Below are 18,239 nucleotides of genomic sequence, written 5' to 3'. Positions count from 1 at the left end.
CCGATGCAATCTGCCGACCTCCCGACCACCTCGTCCAGCACGCGCACCGCCGCCATGGCCGGCCGCTGGCGCGGGCTCGACGCGTTTCGAGGGCTCGCGGTCATCGGAATGCTCCTCGTAAACAATCCTGGAAATCACGACGCGGTCTACACGCAGCTCGAGCACTCCGCGTGGCATGGCTGCACCATCGCCGACCTCGTCTTTCCTTTCTTTCTGTTCGTCGTCGGTATCACGACCACCATCTCTCTCACCGCGATGGCGCGTCGCGGCGACGACGCGGCCGCGCGCGCGCGAATCTGGCGTCGTGCCACGATCATCGTCGGAATCGGTGTCGCGCTCAACTGGTTTCCCTTTTATCAATCGGGCGACATTCCGTGGACGACGCATCCGGGTTTGCCCGACCGAATGGCCGAGCGGTTGTTGTTGCTGCGCATTCCCGGCGTGATGCAGCGCATTGGCGTCGCGTATCTCGCGGCGGCGCTGATCGCCTGGCGCGCTTCGTCGCGGACGATCGCAATCGGTATACTGGCGCTGCTCATTGGCTATTGGCTGCTGCTCACCGTCGTTCCGGTTCCCAGCGAAGGTGTGATCGGTGCCGCGGTGCTCGATCACCCCGCGCGCACGATCGTCGCGCACACCGACCGCGCGCTCTTCGACTGGACGCGCTGGGGACTGGGGAATCATTTGTGGGACAGCGCCCTGACATGGGATCCGGAAGGGGCGCTCTCGACCGTGTCGTCGGTCGCGACGGTGCTGCTCGGCGTGGTGTGCGGCCGCTGGACGTTGTCGCGAACGCCTGAACAACGGCTACGCCCGCTGTTCGTGGTGGGCGCGGCGGCGATGGTCGTTGGCTGGTGCTGGAGTTTCGTGTACCCGCTGAACAAGCCGCTGTGGACGGGATCGTACGTCGTGTACACCGCTGGTGTTGGCGCGGTGCTGCTCGGGATCCTCGGCGCGCTGCTCGATGGCCGCGCGCGTGCACGTTGGTCACAGCCATTCATTGCGTTTGGCGCGAATCCGCTCATTGCGTACGCGGGATCGGAGCTGGCGCGAAGAATTCTTCATTCGTCGATCAAACTGCGCGCGACGGGTGGACGAATTGGGCTCGACGAATGGACGACGCGTCAAATCGAGAACGTCGGACTGGCACCCAAGGCCGCGTCGCTCGCGTGGGCGTTGCTGTTTCTTGCCGCGTGGTGGTTGGTGCTATCGCGACTCAGTCGGCGACGGCTTTTCGTGCGAGTGTGACGACCGGATCGAGCCGCTCGACGCGAGGCGACTCAACGACCGGGCGGCCATCGAACGACGCCAGCACGCGCGGGAACTTCTCAGCGATGCGACGGCTGTCGAACTGCAGCGCGAACCGTCGGCCACGTTCCGCGAAGCGATGGCGCCTCGCGTCGTTGCCGGCGAGCATCTCGATCGCGCGGTCCCATGCCGGGACGTCGCCCGGCGCGACGAGCCATCCTGTGCGATCCTCGAACAGCGCTTCAGGAATGCCGCCGTTGCGGGCGCCGAGCACGGGTACGCCGCAGGCCTGTGCTTCGACGAGGACGCGGCCGAAGGTTTCGCTGCCCTCTGAAGGCAGGGCGAGCATGTCCATGGCCGCGTACGCCGGAGACACGTCGTCGAGCCACGGCAACCAATGGTGCCGCGACTCGAAGCAAGTCGCTGAGGTCAGGCTTCGCAGCTCCGATTCGGATTTGCCGTGCCCCACCCACAACGCGTGCAAGCGCGGAATGCGCGCCATGGTCTGACCGAGCGCGCTCGCGAGCGTCATCACGCCTTTCGCCGGCTCGAAACGACCCACGTAACCGACGACGAGATCGTCGTCGCCGAGTCCGAGTGAATGGCGAGCGCGTGCGCGCAGGTCGGACGTGACGGTGAATCGATCGACGTCGATCGGATTCGGCAGAACCGCGACGAGGTCCCCGCGTACGCCGCGCTCGATGGTTCGTCGCCGCAAATATTCGGACGGCACGACGATGCCGCGCACCAGTCGCGCGAAGTCATGGACCATGGCGGGACGAATGCGCTGATCGAGATGCGAGAATAGGACGAGGCGCACGCCGGCCAGCTTTGCGGCGACGGCGAGTCCCCAGTATTCCGCCTTGAACGCACCAACGACCCAATCGGGCCGCAGGGATCGCATCAAGCATGACAGTTCGCGAATCGTGCGGAGATCGCGGCGGCTTCTGAACTCCGCGGGCACCAGGCGCACGCGAGGATGGTCGGCCAGGCCGCGGTGAATGAAGTCATCTGGACGAACCGCGGCGATGATTTCGTGTCCGGCATCGGCCAGTGAACGCGCGAGCGAGATGAAATGGCTCTCGGTACCGCCGCCGCCAGGGTTGGTGCCGACAAACAGCACACGCATTGTATTCCTACTGCGCAGGTCGCGTGCGCGTCGAGTGAGTTGGAGCGGTTACGGCAAATCGCCGGGCTGCAGTGCCGGCGCTGTGTACACGACACGCGAATTGGGAGAAACCTGCACGTTGCGCTCGAGCGCGGACAGCAGCGTGCTGAAGCGAGCACGAGCGTGGCCCATGCCCCACGTGCCGTCGGTGCCCCGTCCCGAAATCCACAGCTCCAGGACATCGTTCGCCGCGTCGTAGAGGAAGCTGCTGCGATAGACCGTCGCCGCGGTCCAGGCGCGATCCTGGTGGCGCAGGACGGGCTGCGCGTACGCCGTCCAGTGCTGGCCGTCGGTGCTGCGCGCGAAGAAGAGATCGTCGGTCTTGCATCCGTCTCCGTTCACCGGAAAGGCCGAGATGAGCATCCAGTATTCGGTCTTCTCGGGAATCCAGCGCGCCTTGATATGCCAGATATTATATCCAGGAATGCTCAAGTCCGTACGCGTCGCGCCAGCCCACTTCGTATCGACGACGCGGCCGGTGGTGTCGGTCGCCGTGCGCAGCATCACCGTCGTCGACCTGGCGTCGCAACCCGCCTTGCCGGCGCTGACGTACCACATGCGGGCCGGCGCGGCGGCGCGCGGCGCGACGGTCGGCGACACGAGGTTGTGCGCCCGCTCCCAAAACGGGGCCCGCAAGTGGGTCCACGTCACGCCGTCGTGCGACGTCGCCACGTGAATGGTGTTCGTCTTCGCCTCGACGAACCGGTGGAACAGCACGAGCTGGTCGCTCTGCGGCTCGTATACGAGCTCGGGATCGGAGTTGTAATCCTTGCGCTTGCCCGGCGCCTTGATGACAGGATTCGCGACCCCGCCCGGAACGCGCACCGACTCGCCGTCGTCGCTCGCGAGGATCGACGGATTCTCGAGATGCTGATCCGACTTCGGATACGGCGTCATCGTGAGCCAGTACCTCGCCCCGTGCCATGCCGATCCGAACGCCACGACGTCGGGATGCACACTCTGGCCCGAACCGTCGTATGTAGGAATACTCATCAGCACCGGCTCGCTCAGGAACACCGGACGCTCGGCGGCGACGGAGGCGCTGAAGGACGCCGCGTTCATCGCGGGCTCGGTTGCCGAGCGTTCACTGCACGACATCACCAGCGCGAGTGCGGAAGTCATCACGCACTTGACGCGCCGCGACCCAACGGCGGATCGGCTGTTCAACATGTTGGGCAAAACTGGGTGGGGGAGGGACGAACGATTGGAAGCTATCGCGCGTCACGCGCCAACTCAATCAAATTTTTCTACGAGTTGAATAGGCGCCCACTGTTGCACACATGGATGATTGGGCTCCTGTGTTCAGCCATCGCCATCGCCATCGTCCATCGCTCAACGCTCAAGGCTCAAGGCTCAACGCGCAACGCGCAACGTTCAACGTTCAACGTTCAACGTTCAAGGACGATACGCGATGCAGTCGATCTCGACGCGCAGCCCCTCGCCCGGCAACGCGGCTGCCTGAATCGTCGTGCGCGCGGGACGATGCTCGCCGAACACGCGTTCGTAGACGCGATTCATCTCCCCGAACTCCTTCATGTCGAGGAGAAACACGCCGCAGCGCAGCACGTGTTGCAGATCGGAACCGGCGGCCTGAAGAATCGTTCGCACGTTGTGCAGACATTGCTCCGTCTGCGTCGCGGCGTCCGCGCCGGCGAGCTTGCCGGTTTCGGGATCGGTCGCGCCCTGGCCCGACACGAAGATCAACCGATCGAACGCGATGCCCGGCGAATACGGACCAACGGGTTTGGGCAGACCCGCGCTGTGCACGTATTGATGCGTCATTTCGCGTTGCGCCGTCGAGTAGGTTGTCGCTTCGCCGCGCCGGCTTCCGCGAGTCGCCAGAACTGACGCTCGCCGATGACGCGCACCATGTGTCCGCGCGCGGCGAGTCGCCGCACATCCATCAGTTTCGTGCCGCCCGCCTTGCCGGCGATCTGCTGCGTGTTGGGCCGGCCGCGCACCAGAATGTCGGTCGATTGGCCGGGCTTCGACTGGACGATCGCCCCGGCTTTTTTCGCGGCGGCCATCGCTTCGCTGCGCGGGCGGCTGAGAAATCCGGTGAACGAGAGACGCATTGCCTTCAGGCTCTGCACGCGAGCGAGCCGAACTTCCTCGGGTCGTTGCCGAAGCGCGGCGATCAAATCACCGGCGGCTTCGTAACGCTTGCCGCGGACGCCGAGGCAGCGGTGAATGACTTCCTTGAGATGATCGCTGCACGGCAACGTGCGGACATCCTTGCTGCGCATTGGGCTCGTGATGTCGCCGTGCAACAGCAACGCGGCGATGAGCCCGACCTGATAGATGTCGTCGCGCTGCTGCCAACGGCGCACCCGTCCCCACGCGATCTCGGTCGGCGCGTTGAACGGATTGAATGCCTCCGCCGTCACACCGCGGCGACTCCGCTGATGCGTCGCAATGCCGAAGTCGCCGAGCTTGAGTTGCTCGCCCTCGCACACGAACACGTTGAACGGCGTGAGATCGCGATGCAGCGCCTGACCGCGATGCAACCCATCGAGCGCGCCGAGTATCGCGGCGATCTCCCGGCGCACGAACCGCTCGGACTGTGCGCCCGTTCGCGCCAACCACGCACCCAGGTCGCCGTGCTCCGCGTATTCCATGGCCAGGCAATAACGCATCTGCGTGCCTTGCACGTCGGCGAAGCGATCGAACACGCGCAATGCGCGCGGCTCGCGCGCGAGCAGCTCGGCGAAGTAGGCTTCGCGCAGCCACGCGGACAAGCGGTCGCTGATCTTCACGCACACTTGTCGCGGCAGATCATCGTGCGGCGTCGGCGTCGCGAGAAAGACTTCGCCGAAGCCGCCCTTGCCGATCAACCGGTCGAGCCGATACGTGCGGCCCGACTCGGAGCTGTACACGCGCTGCGCGTCCGACGGCCGATAGTCCGAATGCAGGCTGTGCGCAGCGCGCCGCGGCGAGGGAGACTGAGTCGGCATGCCTCGCAGTATGCGTGCGTTCGACGCTGTCCGGCAAGGAGCGATGCGCGGCTCAGCGAACGAGCGGGAGCGTCCAGACCTGAAGGCGGCCCTCGCCTTCCTCGTCGTTCGGCAGCGCGAAGCCCAGGCGGCGCGGAATCGCCGCGCTGGGCGCATTCCGCGCGTCGCAGCGAATCTCGGCGTGGGTGAATCGCGGGATGCTCGACGCCACACGCAGCAGCGCCTCGACCGCCTCCGTGACGAAACCGTTACCCGTGACGTCCTGGCGCAACCAGTAGCCAAGCTCGACGCGATCGGATTCATCGAATGACGCGCGCGATGTTTCCGAGCGTGGAAACAGCGCGGCTTCGCCGAGGACTTTTGCTTCGTTCGGCGTGAAGAGCGCGTACCGCCATTCGCGATCCTCCGCGAAGTCGGCGGCGAACCCGCTGAGCCGCTCGGCGAGCAGCGCAACGGTAGCGGGGTCGGAGACGCGGCGTGGAATCCACGGCGCGATGTGCGCCTGATTGGCGACGAGCACCGGATGAAGCAGAGCCGCGTCGTCGGCGCGCCATGGTCGCATATACAGGCGCGCCGTGCGCAGCTCGCCGGGGACGCTCATGGCGTGAGGTCACATCGCGCGCGGAACCATCCGATCACGATGTGGGTCCCACCACGGTGACGGTGTCGAGGCCAATGTGGTTTCCGACGATCGCCGTAATGATCGCCGTGCCGGCGGCGCGCCCCTGTACGAGTCCGCCGTCGGTCACGAACGCGACCGACACGTTGGTCGAGCTCCACCGGACGTCCTGGTTCGACAGAATGGTGCCTCGATCGTCGGTCACGATCGCGATCGCCTGACTGTCGGCCCCCACGGCGATGCGCAAGGGCGACGGCGCAATGCGTACCGCCGAAGCCGAAGGGGCTACGGCGGAGGGCGGAGTGGCCGGCGTGTCGCCGCAGGCGCCGAGTCCAATCGACACGAGTGCATATCCGAGGAAGCGGTGGAGCGCCGGGTGCATCATCATGCTCGACTCCTGGAGTCAGGTTTCGACGTAGTACAAGCCTCGCGCCCGGAAGTTTCACGCGGATGCGCGCCGCTGTCGCAACACTTCGTACAGCGCCACCGCCACGCTCGTCGACAGGTTGAGTGAGCGGACGCGGGGCGAGAGAATGGGCATCGTTACAAAACGCTCATGATAGCGTTCGTGAAGGTCGGCCGGCAAGCCGCCGGTTTCGCGTCCGAAGACCAACACGACGTCGGCGGCGCCGCCGAGCGGAGCGTCCCAGTACACCCGTTTGGCTTTGGTCGAGAAGAAAAATGGCTCGCCGAGCGCCGGCAGCTCGCGCTCGAATGCCTCCCAGCTCGGCCACACGCGCAGGTCGACGTGCTCCCAATAATCCAGGCCCGCGCGCTTCACCTCGCGTTCGTCGAGGGAAAAGCCGAGCGGTTCGATGAGGTGCAACGTGGCCCCGGCGGCGAGACAGCTGCGGCCGGCGTTACCGGTGTTCCAGTGGATCTCGGGATGAACGAGAACGACGTGAAGGCCCACGCGTTGTGTGGTATGCGCGTGGTCAGGTCGCCGGACCGCCGGCGAGTCGCTTCACGAGATCGTACAGGAACGTCTGCCCCTCATAGAAGGACTTCACCTTGAGGCGTTCGTCGCGGCCGTGAAAGCGGATGTCGTCGCGGTCGTAGAAGAATCCTTGAATACCATAAGTGGGAATTCCGGCGGCGCGCAGGTAGAGCCCGTCGGTCGCGCCCATGACCATCATGGGAACCGTCGCGACCCCGGGCCACATCGCGCTCGTCACGGTGCTCACGGCCGACATGAGATCGTTGCGCATGGGCGACGCCGGTCCGCGCTGCGGCGTGCCGTCGACGATGAGCTTGACCGCGGTGTCGGCGATGACGCGATCGAGCGTCTGTGTGACGTAGGCAACGCCGTCTTCGGGCAGCACACGGCAATTCACGTTGGCCGCCGCGAGCTGCGGCAATGCGTTCTTCGCGTGGCCGCCCTCGAGCTGCGTGGCGACGCACGTCGTGCGCAGCGTGGCATTCCACGCCGTTGTCGAGCTCGCGACGCGCGCCATCGCCGCGGCATCGCCATCCGCGACCTTGCCGAGATCGGCGGCGATCGGTCCCGTCTCGATCTTCGACATCTCGCGGAAGTAGGCGCGCGTGACGTCGTTGGTCTTGAGCGGGAATCCAAATTTCGAGATCCGGTCGAGCGCACCGGCGAGATGATAGATGGCGTTGTCCGCCACGGGCAGCGAGCTGTGACCGCCCTTGTTGCGCACCTCGAGCCGGTAGTTGATGACGTACTTCTCGCTCACCTGGAGATCGTTCGACAGTGGCTTCCCCGCCACCGACTCGCCCCATCCGCCTTCGTTCAGCGCGAGCTCGGCGTCGATCAGCGAGCGTTTGTTCTTGAGCAGCCACGCGACGCCATTGTACGACCCGCCGCCTTCTTCGTCGGCGGTGAGGGCGACGATGATGTCGCGGTCGGGCTTGAATCCTTCGCGCTTGTAGCGGATGAGATTGGCGATCCATACCGCGGCTTGCGCCTTGTCGTCGCCGGTGCCGCGCCCGTAGAAGTAGCCGTCCTTCTCGGTGAGCGTGAACGGATCCATGCTCCAATCCTCGCGGTTCGCCTCGACGACATCGGTGTGGGCGAGCAGCAGGATCGGACGCGCGTGACCGGTGCCGTGATATCGCACGACGAGATTGGCTTTGGCCGGACTCGCGCCGCCGATGAAGATGTCCGACGCGGGAAATCCGGCGGCCTTGAGGCGGCGTGCCGCCGCTTCGGCGACCGGCGTCGTGGCGCCCGTCGTGTATCCGGATTTGATCTCGACCATTTCCTTGTAGATGGAGCGGGCGAGGTCGCGGTCGGCTTGCCGCGGCATGGTCTGGCTCTGCGCGCCGGCCGACGCGGCGATGACGGTAGCGGTGGCGCTCAGGGCAAAACAGACCCTCCAATGGCGAGCCATCATACTATCCTCAATGAAATGACGGCGCGGAATGTCGCGCGGGGTGCTCCCGCATCATGACGCCGTTCGATTATTATATCAACCACATGAGCGCCGATCGTCGAACACCGCTGCCGTCCTTGCCGTCGTTGCCGTCGTTGCCGTGCTATCCATGTCCGCACAACGCGTCGTGCTGTGCCTATGGGACAACGGTGTCGGATGAAGAGGCCGCCGCGATTGAAGCGGATCACGGACCGGGCCTCGTGTACCGGACGAGATGGGGCGAGTGGCGCACGCGCGTTCGCAACAAGCGGTGCGTCATGCTGCGCGACGGTGCCTGCTCCATTCATGACAAGTCGTACTATCCAGTGGTCTGTCGCGGTTTTCCGTGGACGGACGCCGAAGGCAGCCGCTATCTGTTCGACGTCACGATCTGTGGTGAATTCGGCGGCCAGCCCGAGCTCGTCGAGATCCAGCGCGCGCTGCCGAGTCTTTCGGTCGAGGCGTAGCGGCGCGACTCGATTTATGGGGCGCCGTCGCGTGACATTCTCTCGACGGCGCGTCGACTTTGGACCTCGAATCCGCAGAACGGACAGTGGTACATCGGCAGTGTCGCGCGGCTGTCGACACCGACAATCACATGCACGATGCCTCGCGCATCGAGACGGACGACGCCGTCTCGTCGCGTGACCGTCTCGTGGAGTTCCGGGCAGCATGCGCCGAGGTCACCGGGGCGGCTGCCGGGTGCGGCGTACCGAAACCAGCTCATCGAAATACCGCGGTCACGCGAAGCGCTTGCGGGCGCGTTCCTGCGCCTTTTGCCGCTCGACCTCGCGATCGCGCGGCGGCGCATGAATCTCGAGCGACGTCAGTAGCCGGTGCGCCGCGGCGGCCACTTCCTCGACCGCCTGGTTGAACACGGCCTCGTTAGCGCGCGACGGATGATGCGTCCCGCTCAACTTGCGCACGAACTGCAAGGCCGATGCGCGGACTTCATCATCGGTCGCCGGCGGTTCGAAGTTGGCGAGTGTTCGAATGTTGCGGCACATGGTCGCGCGGCCCTCGGGGAAAGTCAGTTGAGAGGATGCGAGTCAACGATGCGTCCGCTCGAGCCATGCCACGTCCGCATCGGCGCCCGCGGCCGTCAATACAGAAAGATAAGCGTCACCACGAAGCACGCGCCGACGACGAGCGGCCAGTACACGAGCTTCGGGGCGACACACCCTCCTCGACGCGGCGAAACACGCTCGAGAGCCGGTGGGGATCGCGATCGATGGTCGTCACGGCGGGAGACAGTACGACGGAGGACGCGTCCGTGCAGGCAATGCAATCCGGCCGGATTGCAAAGATTCGTCTTTTCCGGCGCGGTGGTGGTTCCGCAACCGCGTGTCTTTTGCTAATGTCGTCGGCGAAGACTCCGCCGGGGAACGCGATGGACACGATGTCGAAGCGACTCGTAATCGTTCTCGTGACGCTCGCTGTCACGATGCTTGCCGTGAACATCGTGCGCCGCCATGCGCCGCACGCGAAAATGAAGGACAACCACGAGTTCGGCGGATTGATGTACCAGGTCCTCGGCCTCATTTACGGCGTGTACCTGGCGTTCACGATCATCGCGGTGTGGGAGCAGTTCGGCGACGCCGACAAAACCGCGACGAACGAAGCCACGCACCTGAGCGAGTTGTGGCGCGATGCCCAGGTGTTTCCGGCATCGTCACGGACACTGGTGCAGGACAAGCTCTACACGTACACGAAGAACGTCGTCGACAAGGAATGGCCGAACATGGCCGTGGGCAAAGGCGCGGAGGCCACGACGGCGAACTCTTATGAGGATCTTTGGAACGCGTATTACGCGGTTCCGACTGCGACGAACGACCCGAAGCAAGCGGCATTCTACGAGCAATCCATTCATGAGCTCAATGAGCTCGGAATGCTGAGACGGCTTCGCATGCTCGAAGCGACGGCGGCGCTGCCGTCGCTCATGTGGGGCCTGCTGCTCGGCGGCGGGGCAGTGACGATTGCCTTCATGTTCGTGTTCGGAACGCGCGTCGCGGCGACGCAGTACGCCGTCACCGGGGTCGTGTCGACGATGCTCGTTTTCAGTATTCTCATGGTCGGCGCGCTCGAGCATCCGTTTCAAGGCGACGTGAGCATCAAACCGGATGCGTTCAGCAGCGTGCTTCAGTCGATGGATCAGCGGCTGGCGCGACAACGGACGGACTCCACCCTCTCGGCCCCCACCGTCGGCCAGGCTGGAACGGCCGGAAAGGCCTCCGCCAAGAAATTGCGCTGAAATTCACAGTTCCAACACACTTTTCCGGGCGATTTTCCGGCGCCGCCTGGTACATTAGTGTCCGCATGAGCCCCACCCGCCGCGCATGACGCGGTTGCGTCTCCCGCATCTTCGTTGGCCGTTCGTCGTGCTGCTGGCCAGCATTGCCCTGACCGCGATCGCGGCGGTCGAGGCACAGCGAACGGTGCGTTCGCAGCAGCGCCTCGCCGAACGGACGCTTCACGACTACGCCAGTTTCGCCGCGTGGAGCTTCGCGCAGCGGCTGTCCGACACGCTCATGCAGATCGAACGCGAAGTCGTCGGCGCGGTCAATCATGGCGACGAATTACACATGAATCGGCGCGTGCCCACGGCGCAGGAGCTCGCGTTCTATCTACCCCGCGATCCCGCGTGCGCATGTCGGCGGCCAAGACTCGGGCCGCCGCCCGAGACCTTCCTGGCGTTGCGCATTGGCGAGGATCATCTCGACAGCGGGATCGAGGGCGCCGACGTACGGACACCGAGCCCGAATGAGAGCCGATGGCTCATCGACACGCTGACGCGCCGCGCGCGCGGACTCGGCCAGCCCGACCACGGCTTCGATCTCGTCGTAGGCGATGCGGGCGGCGAGCCCGAGGTGCTGGCATATACGCTGATGCCCACCGCGAGCGGCGACACGATGTTGTACGCGGCGCAATACTCCATGGCTTCGCTTCGCGGCATTCTGGCCGGTGTTCTCGACGGCAAAGGCTTGTTGCCGGCGACATTCACCGCCGGCCGGCACAATCGGGACGTGCTGGCCGTACGCGTGCACGATCGCGCGGGACACACCGTGTTCGATTCGGCGCCGGCGATCGAATCGCGGCTCGTGGCACGCGTCGATCTTCCGTGGCGCGCGGGACTTCTCTCGGTCGACGCGTTCATACGTCCCGAGCTTGCGGGCGATCTCATCATCGGCGGCCTGCCGCGCTCTCGCCTGCCCTTCGTGCTCGGGTTGCTCGCGCTGGCCGCGGCGCTGTCGATCGTCGCCGTCGCGCAGCTGCGGCGCGACGGCGAGCTGACGGAAGTGCGCGCGCGATTCGTCTCGAGCGTATCGCACGAATTACGTACGCCGCTCGCGCAGATGCGCCTCTACACCGAGACACTTCAGCTCGGGCGCATGGAAACCGAAGAGCAGCGGCGCTGGGCGCTGTCGAACATCGCGCGCGAGACGACGCGCCTCTCTCACCTCGTCGAAAAGACGCTTCGCTTCTCCACGCTCGCGACCTCCGACGCGACGGCTGCTTCGCCCATCGACGCGACGGCGGAAGTCGAGACGATCGTGCGCGAGTTCGCGCCGCTCGCGGCGGATCGCCGTGCGCACATCGTCGTCCAGTCGGACGCGGTGCCACCGCTGCGTGTGCGCCCGGATGCGCTGAGACACATGGTGCTCAACGTGCTCGACAACGCCGTGAAATACGGCCCCGAGGGGCAGACCATTCAAGTTTCCGTACGGCGCGACAATGGCTCCGTGGCGATCGCGATCGACGACGAGGGTCCGGGCATCGACGAGACGGAGCGCGACGCCGTGTGGCGGGCCTTCACGCGCGGCCGCAGCGCACATCACACGGGCGGCAGCGGGATCGGCCTCACGATCGTGCGCGAGGTTGCCGCGGCCCACGGCGGCGCGGCGCGCGTGGAAACAGGTTCGCACGGCGGCGCGCGATTCGTGATCACGCTGCCCGTCGATGCCGCGACGGAGACCGCGTCGTGAGCGCGCGCATTCTCGTCGTCGAGGACAACGCCGCGCTCGCGAAGGGCATCGAGTACAACCTCACGCTCGAAGGCCACGAGGTGCGCGTCGCCGGCGACGGCCGATCGGCTCTCGTGGAGGCGACCGAGTGGAATCCCGATCTCGTGCTGTTGGACCTGATGCTGCCGGAGCTCGACGGCTACCAGGTCCTTCAGGCGATTCGCGGGAGCGGCAATCGCGTGCCGGTCATCATTCTGACCGCGAGGGCCGAAGAATCGGACAAGGTACGGGGCTTCCGGCTCGACGCCGATCAATACGTGACGAAGCCGTTCGGCGTGCTCGAGTTGCTCGAGCGTGTCGCGGCGTTGCTGCGGCGTACCGCGCGAGATGCCGGTGATGACAAACCGGCGACGCTCACGTTCGGCGACGTCGTCGTGGAGCTGGGCTCGCGCACCGTTACGCGGAACGGTGCACCGGTCGCGCTCACGCCCAAGGCGTACGAGCTGCTGCTCGCCCTCGTTCGCCGCAACGGCGACGTCGCGTCGCGCACCGATCTCTTGACGGAAGTGTGGGGCTACGGCGCGTTCATCATGACGCGAACGGTCGACTCCCATGTGGCCGAGCTGCGGCGAAAGCTGGATGATACGGAAGAGCCGCGGCACATCCTCACGGTCTGGAAGGTCGGCTACCGCTTCGAGCGCGGCGACTAACGACAGTCGCCACAGTCGCAGCGTTCGGCGTTACGGCGCGGGAAGCCTTTTTGCCCAGATGAGCTTTGCCTCGTCCGGTGCAGTGAGGTACGCCTCTTTCGAGATCTCTCGAATTCGATAGCCGGCCGCCGCGTAGAGACGAGACGCAGCAACATTGATGTCCTGCGTCTCGACGTCGATGCCGAACGCTCCCGCGTCATGCGCGGCGCGTTCGGTGCGGACGAGCAGCGCTCGGCCAACGCCGCGATGACGCATTTCCGGCGCGACACGCAGGTCCCAGAGCAGCGCGTAGTTCGGCCGCCCGCCGAGTGCGACGACGGCATCCGAGTCGATTACGACGATTGCGCCGCCGACACGGCGGCCCGCGTCAAACGCCGCGAACACGAACCAGCGTCGAACGTCGTAGTGCGACGACCAACTCGCGGGATCGTTCGCGGGCATCGCATCGTAGTTCTTGATCCAGGGCGTCGAGACCGGGAGCGTCGGCACGGCTCCGGATGCGACGTCGAGCGCGGAGAGGTCGACGCGCTCACGAACCTCGAATGCGGCCGGAATTGATCCGTACGTCGCGAGCGAACGATAGTCTGCGTCGCGAATCTCGAGCACGAGGACCGAGCGGCCGTTCGCGTTCAGCGAGCGTTACGGCGCGGGTGCGTCGCAACGCGGCGTACGCCCGCGGAACGCGTGTCAGGGCTCATGCACTTGAATTAGGCCGACAAGACCGTGCGGCGCAATCCGGTGATCAGCACCCGGATCGGGCGCTCGCCCTGAGCTGCCGGACTCCGCTCACGGAAACAGCGATCGCACCGGAAAGTCGCCCTCGTTCTCCCAGAATCCGGGCACCGTTCGCTGGACGCGGCGCCAGCCCCCGCGCTCCATAAAGAATCGAGTATATGTAATCTTAAAATCGCTGCCGTTCTCGCCAAATGCCGGCCTGCACGCAACGAGGAGAATCTCTGGGCCCGCTCCTCCATCGGCAGGAATGATCTTCCACCCGGTCTTGAGCGTCGTCGGAAGAAAGACGTCGACCGTCGAATCAGACGCGACATCTCGCGCGCGCAGCCAGCGGAGGCGGCGGTCGCGCGGATCGAGCAACTGCAGCAACGGCCCGGAATACGACCCGGCTTCGGCGCTGAGATCGACGGAGACGCCGAACACCGCGGGCCGAGCACCAGAGGCGGGAATCGCAAGCACAATGTCGCCGATGGAACGTTCGAGCGGGACACTGTCGAGCGGTGTTCCGTGCCCATCTATCAGGCGAAGCAGCGCCGGCAGCAGCGGCCGCCGAACGATCGCGGCACAGAACGCACGCAACGAATCGGCCGGCGAATCAGCGCATGCATCGTCCGGCAGACCGCGCTGAAACACCGCGCGAATCGACGGTGTGATACGCGCATCCTCGAGGAGCTCGAGTCTCGCATCGCCGACGTCGGCCGGCCGGAGTGTTACAGTTTGTTGAACACGGTATGGCCCGTGCGGGCCGGCAAGCGGTGGATGCATATGTCCCCGACATCCGCCGAGCATCAACATAAAACCGATCCAGCGCCTGCGACGCATCACACCCCGAACTGCCGCAAGTGGTGGTCCATGTGCCGATATGCCCACCGCGCCCACTGCGCCTGGCTCAGCCGCCCGAAAAACACGTGCGGCCGCTGCGCGATCGCCGGCAGCTCGTGCATGAATCGATCGCGCGCCGCGCGCAACATCTCGACATCGCGATCGAACGTCGTTGGCCGGGTACCGCCGCGCTCCTGGTCCGCGATCGGTGGCGTGGGCAGTCCGCGCGGCCATGGAGCCGGCACGTAGAGCGCCATCCATTTGACGAGCGTGCGTCCGAGGAGTCCGGCGGGTCGCGGAGTGTTCGGGCTCGAGCGTTCGCCGAGTGCGCCGCGAAATGCATCAGTCAGGTGACATACCATCTGCGAGGCATTCATTCGACCCCACCGCCGTTCTCGATCGGGCGTGAGGCTCGCGAGTCGCGTTTCGATCGCGGCGCGATCGCGCGGGTCCAGCAAGGTCGCCATCAATGCTCCGGATCATGCGCTAGTTCAGTATGGAAGTTCGCCGGGGTCGCAACCGACGAAGTCCGGCGGCGGGTCCTCGGCGAATTGGACCGCGTCGATTGTCGCGTGTCCGTCCTGCAGCGCCTTGGCAACGCGATGCCGGCCGTCCATCACGTCGCCGTTCGCGGCGAGGATGATGGGGAACGCCAAGTCAGCAGCGAGCACGAGCGCCATGTGCTCGGCAAGCGTCCGCCATGTCGGCGCCTTGCCGTCGACCAGGATCGGCTCGTCGAGCTCCCGAATGGCACTGAGCTGCACGGCACGCACCGGCAGGTCACATGAACGCGCGACGAGGCGATCGACATCCCATGCCAGCAAGCCTCGCGGGGAATCACGAAAGTAGTATTGCTTACGCACGGCACGCTGCCGTTAACGCGCCTCGCGATGCAACGAATCGCATGGATTCATCGTCGGCATTGGCTCGAGACGCCGAAGGTCGACTCGAACAACGGGCATGTGATCGCCGCGCGTGGTATCGGGACGAACGATCGGCATTCGATCGAGCGAAGCGCAGGCCGGCGTCGCAGCCGGTTCGTGTGGGACGAGACGCGGCTGAGGCGCATGGAACGCGGTTGCGGCAGCGACGATGACGAACGCAAAGAATCTCATGACGTCTCCGGATCTTCATGGAGACGCTCGAGGCAAGCGATCTTGCACAGCTGACCGAGGTCATATCCGGGCCCTACGACTTCCGTTTCTTCGCTTTCGTCTTCGGTGCCGTCTTCGTCTTCGCCGACCCATTGAGCGCGATCGCTTCGCGGACGAGCGCCTTGAACGCGGACTCGTCGATCGCTTCGCCTTCGTGGATGTCGATCGCACGCCGCGCGTTGCCGTCGAGACTCGAGTTGAACAGGCGCGCTGGATCGTCGAGCGACGCACCCTTCAAGAACGTCAACTTTACGACGTTCTTATAGGACTCACCGGTGCAGATGATCCCGTCGTGCGACCACACCGGCGTGCCCATCCACTTCCACTCCTCGACGACGGCCGGATCGGCTTGTTTGATCAGCTTCCGAATGTGGGCGAGCGTCTTGCCGCGCCAGTCGCCCAACTCGGCGATTCGTTTCGAGATGAGCGCCGAGGCTGATTCGGATTCAGTCGCGCTCGCTTTTTTTGCTGGTGTCATCGTGAATGCTTCAGGTCCGTGTGGATTCGAGATGGGCATGCGAGCGCGAGCGACACGTCGCGATCAGCTCCGCGACAGATAGCGGACCAGCAGCGCGCCGCCAAGCACCACAATCGTGGTCACGATCGCGAAGATTCGAAAGCGCCGCTGGTCCCAAGCCGCGCCGGGCAGCGGCGTATGCTGCACGTCGCGCACGACCGGGCTCGCTCGTTCGGCGTCGATCGCGCTCACCGCGACATACAGACTGCACCCGGCGATGCTCTCCGTATGTTCGCGATGCACCGTGTGCGGAATACGATGCGCCGTGAGCGCCACGTCCATGCTGAGCAAATGCGATTCGCTCTCCGCGGCGAAGCGGTGCGGCCCGTCCGGTGCCGGCACGAAATCAGTGTAACTCACGACTTCTCGAGCCGCGCCGCGTCGGCCGTCGGCTCGAACAACTCGACCGGATTGCCCGATGGATCTTCGACGATCGCTTGCTTGCCGCCGACGCCGGTGACGATCTCATTGCGCATGCGGGCGCCGGCCTTGCGCAGCCGGTCGACGGTCGCGCTGATGTCGGTGACCTGAATCGCGAATCGATTCCATCCGCCGGGTGTCTGTTGCGTTCCATCCGCCATCGACTGCCCGCCGCCGCCCACCGCACTTGGCGCGCTGAGGACGAGCCGCAGATCGCCGAGCGAGAGCATCGCGAACGTCGGCGCGGGATGCATCTTGAGCTCGAAGCCGAGCTGCTTGACGTAGAAGTCGATCGCGGCATCGACGTCGAGCACGATGTATCTGACTTGAACGGTGGCCATTGGGATCGCCTCCATGCAACCTTGCAACCTTGCAACCTTGCGACCTTGCAACCATACGACAACGAGAAATCTACGTCGCTCGCTCCGTCACCGGCGGCTGGCGGGCGGGACGAGTCCATTCATTCGAAGATACACCACCATCTGCCCATAATGATCGTATCCGTGAATCATCGCCTCGGCGATGAGCGAGATGCGGGTGGCCGTGTTGCCTTGAAACGGCGAGATGGGCGATGATCGAACGGGGATGCGCCGATCGCCGATCGCATCGATCGCACTGTCGAGCGCGTCGAACGACCGCTCGAGATACGCGATGTGCTGGCGCTTCGTGATCACCGTGTCCGGCCCCGCCTCGTCACCGGCGTCCGCCGGCGGTGCCTGGCCGAGTGCGGCCGCGGCGAGAATGAAGTTCGTGGCGGCAAGGTGCATGAGTTGCGCGCCGAAGGTGCGAACGTTGCTGAACTCCCCGACGGTCGGTGCGAAGCCGTATTTGTCGGCCGGCATGGCCTCGGCGAGAGAAACGATGTTGCGCCGAACCGAGCCGTCGAGCGCCAGCCTGAAATTTGCCCGCTCCTGGGCGAAGAGCGTATCTGCCACCGTCGTCGCGGCCGTCTTGCGTTCGGGCGGCTCGGGCCGACGCTGCGCACCGATCGGCGCCGACGGGAGTGCGAGCGACGCCAGGACGACGAATACGAGTACTCTGATTCTCATACAGTGCTCCGTTGATGAAATGAGGCCGACGGAGCACGGTACGAGTTAAAGTGCAGTTTAAGTCAAGTGATCGGGAGTTTTGCCGCCGTCATCGCCGCCTTCCGAGACCGCACACATTCGCCGAGCGTGTGACATTGGCAGCGCATGAGGCGCTCGATGAGCACGCGCATGCGTTCGGCTCGCTCGATTCGTTCCGCGATCTCCTCGAGCTTGCGCCCGGCGAGCGCGCGCCAGCGCGGCCCGGCCGGTGTCGCGCGATCGAAGCCGTGCATCAGCGCGTTCGTCTCGGCGACGCTGAAGCCGGCGTCTCGCGCGAGGGCGATCAGCGCCAGCGACTCGAAAACCTCCTCGTCGTACACGCGGCGGCCACTCTCACGACTCGGCGCGCGTAAGAGTCCGACACGCTCGTAGTAGCGAATCGCGGACGTGGCGACACCCGCGCGCTCCGCGACTTCGCCGATCGACAGCCCGCTACGGTTGGACATATTGACCGCGTCGAACGAGAC

The 18,239-nt window shown here is 65.2% G+C and carries 24 protein-coding genes; 5 read left to right on the top strand and 19 right to left on the bottom strand.

The features are described 5' to 3' along the window. Positions 1 to 3: 3 nt before the first annotated feature. Positions 4 to 1,248: a heparan-alpha-glucosaminide N-acetyltransferase domain-containing protein gene (locus tag VN706_11370; protein ID HXT16222.1), complete on the top strand. Its 1,245-nt coding sequence runs from the start codon at positions 4 to 6 to the stop codon at positions 1,246 to 1,248. On the opposite strand, the gene VN706_11365 is transcribed toward VN706_11370, so the two are convergent. The 8 genes from VN706_11365 to VN706_11330 all read right to left on the bottom strand — a co-directional run bounded on the left by VN706_11365 (position 1,217) and on the right by VN706_11330 (position 8,346). Beyond that, the gene (locus tag VN706_11365) at positions 1,217 to 2,377 is read right to left on the bottom strand and encodes a glycosyltransferase family 4 protein (protein ID HXT16221.1); all 1,161 of its coding nucleotides are present in this window, start codon (positions 2,375 to 2,377) and stop codon (positions 1,217 to 1,219) included. The genes VN706_11370 and VN706_11365 overlap by 32 nt on opposite strands. Before the next feature lie 48 nt (positions 2,378 to 2,425). Then, the gene (locus VN706_11360) at positions 2,426 to 3,538 is read right to left on the bottom strand and encodes a hypothetical protein (protein HXT16220.1); all 1,113 of its coding nucleotides are present in this window, start codon (positions 3,536 to 3,538) and stop codon (positions 2,426 to 2,428) included. Positions 3,539 to 3,811: 273 nt separating this feature from the next. Continuing rightward, positions 3,812 to 4,198 carry a Rid family detoxifying hydrolase gene (locus VN706_11355; GenBank protein HXT16219.1) on the bottom strand — a complete coding sequence of 129 codons (387 nt, stop codon included), beginning with the start codon at positions 4,196 to 4,198 and terminating at the stop codon, positions 3,812 to 3,814. Then, the gene (locus VN706_11350; protein ID HXT16218.1) at positions 4,195 to 5,370 is read right to left on the bottom strand and encodes a protein kinase; all 1,176 of its coding nucleotides are present in this window, start codon (positions 5,368 to 5,370) and stop codon (positions 4,195 to 4,197) included. The genes VN706_11355 and VN706_11350 overlap by 4 nt, the downstream gene beginning before the upstream one ends. Before the next feature lie 52 nt (positions 5,371 to 5,422). Beyond that, the gene (locus VN706_11345) at positions 5,423 to 5,971 is read right to left on the bottom strand and encodes a GNAT family N-acetyltransferase (protein HXT16217.1); all 549 of its coding nucleotides are present in this window, start codon (positions 5,969 to 5,971) and stop codon (positions 5,423 to 5,425) included. A 34-nt stretch (positions 5,972 to 6,005) separates the two neighbouring features. Beyond that, positions 6,006 to 6,377, bottom strand: coding sequence for an Ig-like domain-containing protein (locus tag VN706_11340; protein HXT16216.1), 372 nt, complete (start codon positions 6,375 to 6,377; stop codon positions 6,006 to 6,008). Positions 6,378 to 6,431: 54 nt separating this feature from the next. Beyond that, a complete protein-coding gene (locus VN706_11335) occupies positions 6,432 to 6,902 on the bottom strand; it encodes a tRNA (cytidine(34)-2'-O)-methyltransferase (protein HXT16215.1) in 471 nt (156 codons plus the stop codon). A gap of 22 nt (positions 6,903 to 6,924) precedes the next feature. Then, entirely contained in the window at positions 6,925 to 8,346 is a 1,422-nt protein-coding gene (locus VN706_11330; protein ID HXT16214.1) for a M20/M25/M40 family metallo-hydrolase, read from the bottom strand. A gap of 83 nt (positions 8,347 to 8,429) precedes the next feature. On the opposite strand from VN706_11330, the gene VN706_11325 reads away from it, so the two are divergent. Continuing rightward, the gene (locus VN706_11325) at positions 8,430 to 8,831 is read left to right on the top strand and encodes a hypothetical protein (GenBank protein HXT16213.1); all 402 of its coding nucleotides are present in this window, start codon (positions 8,430 to 8,432) and stop codon (positions 8,829 to 8,831) included. 273 nt (positions 8,832 to 9,104) lie between these two features. Here the strand turns inward: VN706_11325 and VN706_11320 are convergent, their stop codons facing one another. Beyond that, complete coding sequence (locus VN706_11320) at positions 9,105 to 9,371, bottom strand: DUF2277 domain-containing protein (protein ID HXT16212.1); 267 nt, start codon at positions 9,369 to 9,371, stop codon at positions 9,105 to 9,107. A 350-nt stretch (positions 9,372 to 9,721) separates the two neighbouring features. Here VN706_11320 and VN706_11315 point away from each other — a divergent pair, with 350 nt between their 5' ends. The 3 genes from VN706_11315 to VN706_11305 all read left to right on the top strand — a co-directional run bounded on the left by VN706_11315 (position 9,722) and on the right by VN706_11305 (position 13,036). Beyond that, the gene (locus VN706_11315) at positions 9,722 to 10,615 is read left to right on the top strand and encodes a DUF4239 domain-containing protein (GenBank protein HXT16211.1); all 894 of its coding nucleotides are present in this window, start codon (positions 9,722 to 9,724) and stop codon (positions 10,613 to 10,615) included. Between the two features lie 85 nt (positions 10,616 to 10,700). Continuing rightward, entirely contained in the window at positions 10,701 to 12,347 is a 1,647-nt protein-coding gene (locus VN706_11310; protein ID HXT16210.1) for a HAMP domain-containing sensor histidine kinase, read from the top strand. Next, positions 12,344 to 13,036 carry a response regulator transcription factor gene (locus tag VN706_11305; GenBank protein ID HXT16209.1) on the top strand — a complete coding sequence of 231 codons (693 nt, stop codon included), beginning with the start codon at positions 12,344 to 12,346 and terminating at the stop codon, positions 13,034 to 13,036. Before VN706_11310 ends, VN706_11305 begins: the two co-directional genes overlap by 4 nt. A gap of 30 nt (positions 13,037 to 13,066) precedes the next feature. On the opposite strand, the gene VN706_11300 is transcribed toward VN706_11305, so the two are convergent. The 10 genes from VN706_11300 to VN706_11255 form a co-directional block, all read right to left on the bottom strand. Beyond that, positions 13,067 to 13,642, bottom strand: coding sequence for a GNAT family N-acetyltransferase (locus VN706_11300; GenBank protein ID HXT16208.1), 576 nt, complete (start codon positions 13,640 to 13,642; stop codon positions 13,067 to 13,069). Positions 13,643 to 13,822: 180 nt separating this feature from the next. Next, on the bottom strand, positions 13,823 to 14,536 hold the full coding sequence (locus VN706_11295) for a hypothetical protein (protein ID HXT16207.1): 714 nt from the start codon (positions 14,534 to 14,536) through the stop codon (positions 13,823 to 13,825). A 56-nt stretch (positions 14,537 to 14,592) separates the two neighbouring features. Then, positions 14,593 to 15,060 carry a DUF1569 domain-containing protein gene (locus tag VN706_11290; protein HXT16206.1) on the bottom strand — a complete coding sequence of 156 codons (468 nt, stop codon included), beginning with the start codon at positions 15,058 to 15,060 and terminating at the stop codon, positions 14,593 to 14,595. Between the two features lie 24 nt (positions 15,061 to 15,084). Further along, positions 15,085 to 15,456 (bottom strand): hypothetical protein, encoded by a 372-nt coding sequence (locus VN706_11285; protein ID HXT16205.1) that lies wholly within the window; start codon positions 15,454 to 15,456, stop codon positions 15,085 to 15,087. 12 nt (positions 15,457 to 15,468) lie between these two features. Further along, positions 15,469 to 15,708, bottom strand: coding sequence for a hypothetical protein (locus VN706_11280; protein ID HXT16204.1), 240 nt, complete (start codon positions 15,706 to 15,708; stop codon positions 15,469 to 15,471). A 73-nt stretch (positions 15,709 to 15,781) separates the two neighbouring features. Beyond that, positions 15,782 to 16,225 carry a DUF1801 domain-containing protein gene (locus VN706_11275; GenBank protein HXT16203.1) on the bottom strand — a complete coding sequence of 148 codons (444 nt, stop codon included), beginning with the start codon at positions 16,223 to 16,225 and terminating at the stop codon, positions 15,782 to 15,784. 63 nt (positions 16,226 to 16,288) lie between these two features. Beyond that, on the bottom strand, positions 16,289 to 16,624 hold the full coding sequence (locus VN706_11270) for a hypothetical protein (GenBank protein HXT16202.1): 336 nt from the start codon (positions 16,622 to 16,624) through the stop codon (positions 16,289 to 16,291). Further along, a complete protein-coding gene (locus tag VN706_11265; GenBank protein ID HXT16201.1) occupies positions 16,621 to 17,025 on the bottom strand; it encodes a VOC family protein in 405 nt (134 codons plus the stop codon). The genes VN706_11270 and VN706_11265 overlap by 4 nt, the downstream gene beginning before the upstream one ends. A gap of 87 nt (positions 17,026 to 17,112) precedes the next feature. Beyond that, a complete protein-coding gene (locus VN706_11260; protein ID HXT16200.1) occupies positions 17,113 to 17,733 on the bottom strand; it encodes a DinB family protein in 621 nt (206 codons plus the stop codon). Between the two features lie 62 nt (positions 17,734 to 17,795). Further along, positions 17,796 to 18,218 carry a MerR family transcriptional regulator gene (locus tag VN706_11255; GenBank protein HXT16199.1) on the bottom strand — a complete coding sequence of 141 codons (423 nt, stop codon included), beginning with the start codon at positions 18,216 to 18,218 and terminating at the stop codon, positions 17,796 to 17,798. Positions 18,219 to 18,239: the final 21 nt, after the last annotated feature.

Source organism: Gemmatimonadaceae bacterium, assembly GCA_035606695.1.
Taxonomy (GTDB): domain Bacteria; phylum Gemmatimonadota; class Gemmatimonadetes; order Gemmatimonadales; family Gemmatimonadaceae; genus JAQBQB01.
This window is presented reverse-complemented; position numbering and strand designations above follow the sequence as displayed.

Excerpts from the sequence above, each read along its gene's own strand:
- VN706_11350 (HXT16218.1), bottom strand. The coding sequence starts at position 5,370 with ATGCCGACTCAGTCTCCCTCGCCGCGGCGCGCTGCGCACAGCCTGCAT.
- VN706_11315 (HXT16211.1), top strand. The coding sequence starts at position 9,722 with ATGTCGTCGGCGAAGACTCCGCCGGGGAACGCGATGGACACGATGTCG.
- VN706_11265 (HXT16201.1), bottom strand. The coding sequence starts at position 17,025 with ATGGCCACCGTTCAAGTCAGATACATCGTGCTCGACGTCGATGCCGCG.
- VN706_11370 (HXT16222.1), top strand. The coding sequence starts at position 4 with ATGCAATCTGCCGACCTCCCGACCACCTCGTCCAGCACGCGCACCGCC.
- VN706_11295 (HXT16207.1), bottom strand. The coding sequence starts at position 14,536 with ATGCATCCACCGCTTGCCGGCCCGCACGGGCCATACCGTGTTCAACAA.
- VN706_11345 (HXT16217.1), bottom strand. The coding sequence starts at position 5,971 with ATGAGCGTCCCCGGCGAGCTGCGCACGGCGCGCCTGTATATGCGACCA.
- VN706_11365 (HXT16221.1), bottom strand. The coding sequence starts at position 2,377 with ATGCGTGTGCTGTTTGTCGGCACCAACCCTGGCGGCGGCGGTACCGAG.
- VN706_11355 (HXT16219.1), bottom strand. The coding sequence starts at position 4,198 with ATGACGCATCAATACGTGCACAGCGCGGGTCTGCCCAAACCCGTTGGT.
- VN706_11320 (HXT16212.1), bottom strand. The coding sequence starts at position 9,371 with ATGTGCCGCAACATTCGAACACTCGCCAACTTCGAACCGCCGGCGACC.
- VN706_11255 (HXT16199.1), bottom strand. The coding sequence starts at position 18,218 with ATGTCCAACCGTAGCGGGCTGTCGATCGGCGAAGTCGCGGAGCGCGCG.
- VN706_11310 (HXT16210.1), top strand. The coding sequence starts at position 10,701 with ATGACGCGGTTGCGTCTCCCGCATCTTCGTTGGCCGTTCGTCGTGCTG.
- VN706_11275 (HXT16203.1), bottom strand. The coding sequence starts at position 16,225 with ATGACACCAGCAAAAAAAGCGAGCGCGACTGAATCCGAATCAGCCTCG.
- VN706_11290 (HXT16206.1), bottom strand. The coding sequence starts at position 15,060 with ATGGCGACCTTGCTGGACCCGCGCGATCGCGCCGCGATCGAAACGCGA.
- VN706_11280 (HXT16204.1), bottom strand. The coding sequence starts at position 15,708 with ATGAGATTCTTTGCGTTCGTCATCGTCGCTGCCGCAACCGCGTTCCAT.
- VN706_11340 (HXT16216.1), bottom strand. The coding sequence starts at position 6,377 with ATGATGATGCACCCGGCGCTCCACCGCTTCCTCGGATATGCACTCGTG.
- VN706_11360 (HXT16220.1), bottom strand. The coding sequence starts at position 3,538 with ATGACTTCCGCACTCGCGCTGGTGATGTCGTGCAGTGAACGCTCGGCA.
- VN706_11330 (HXT16214.1), bottom strand. The coding sequence starts at position 8,346 with ATGATGGCTCGCCATTGGAGGGTCTGTTTTGCCCTGAGCGCCACCGCT.
- VN706_11260 (HXT16200.1), bottom strand. The coding sequence starts at position 17,733 with ATGAGAATCAGAGTACTCGTATTCGTCGTCCTGGCGTCGCTCGCACTC.
- VN706_11325 (HXT16213.1), top strand. The coding sequence starts at position 8,430 with ATGAGCGCCGATCGTCGAACACCGCTGCCGTCCTTGCCGTCGTTGCCG.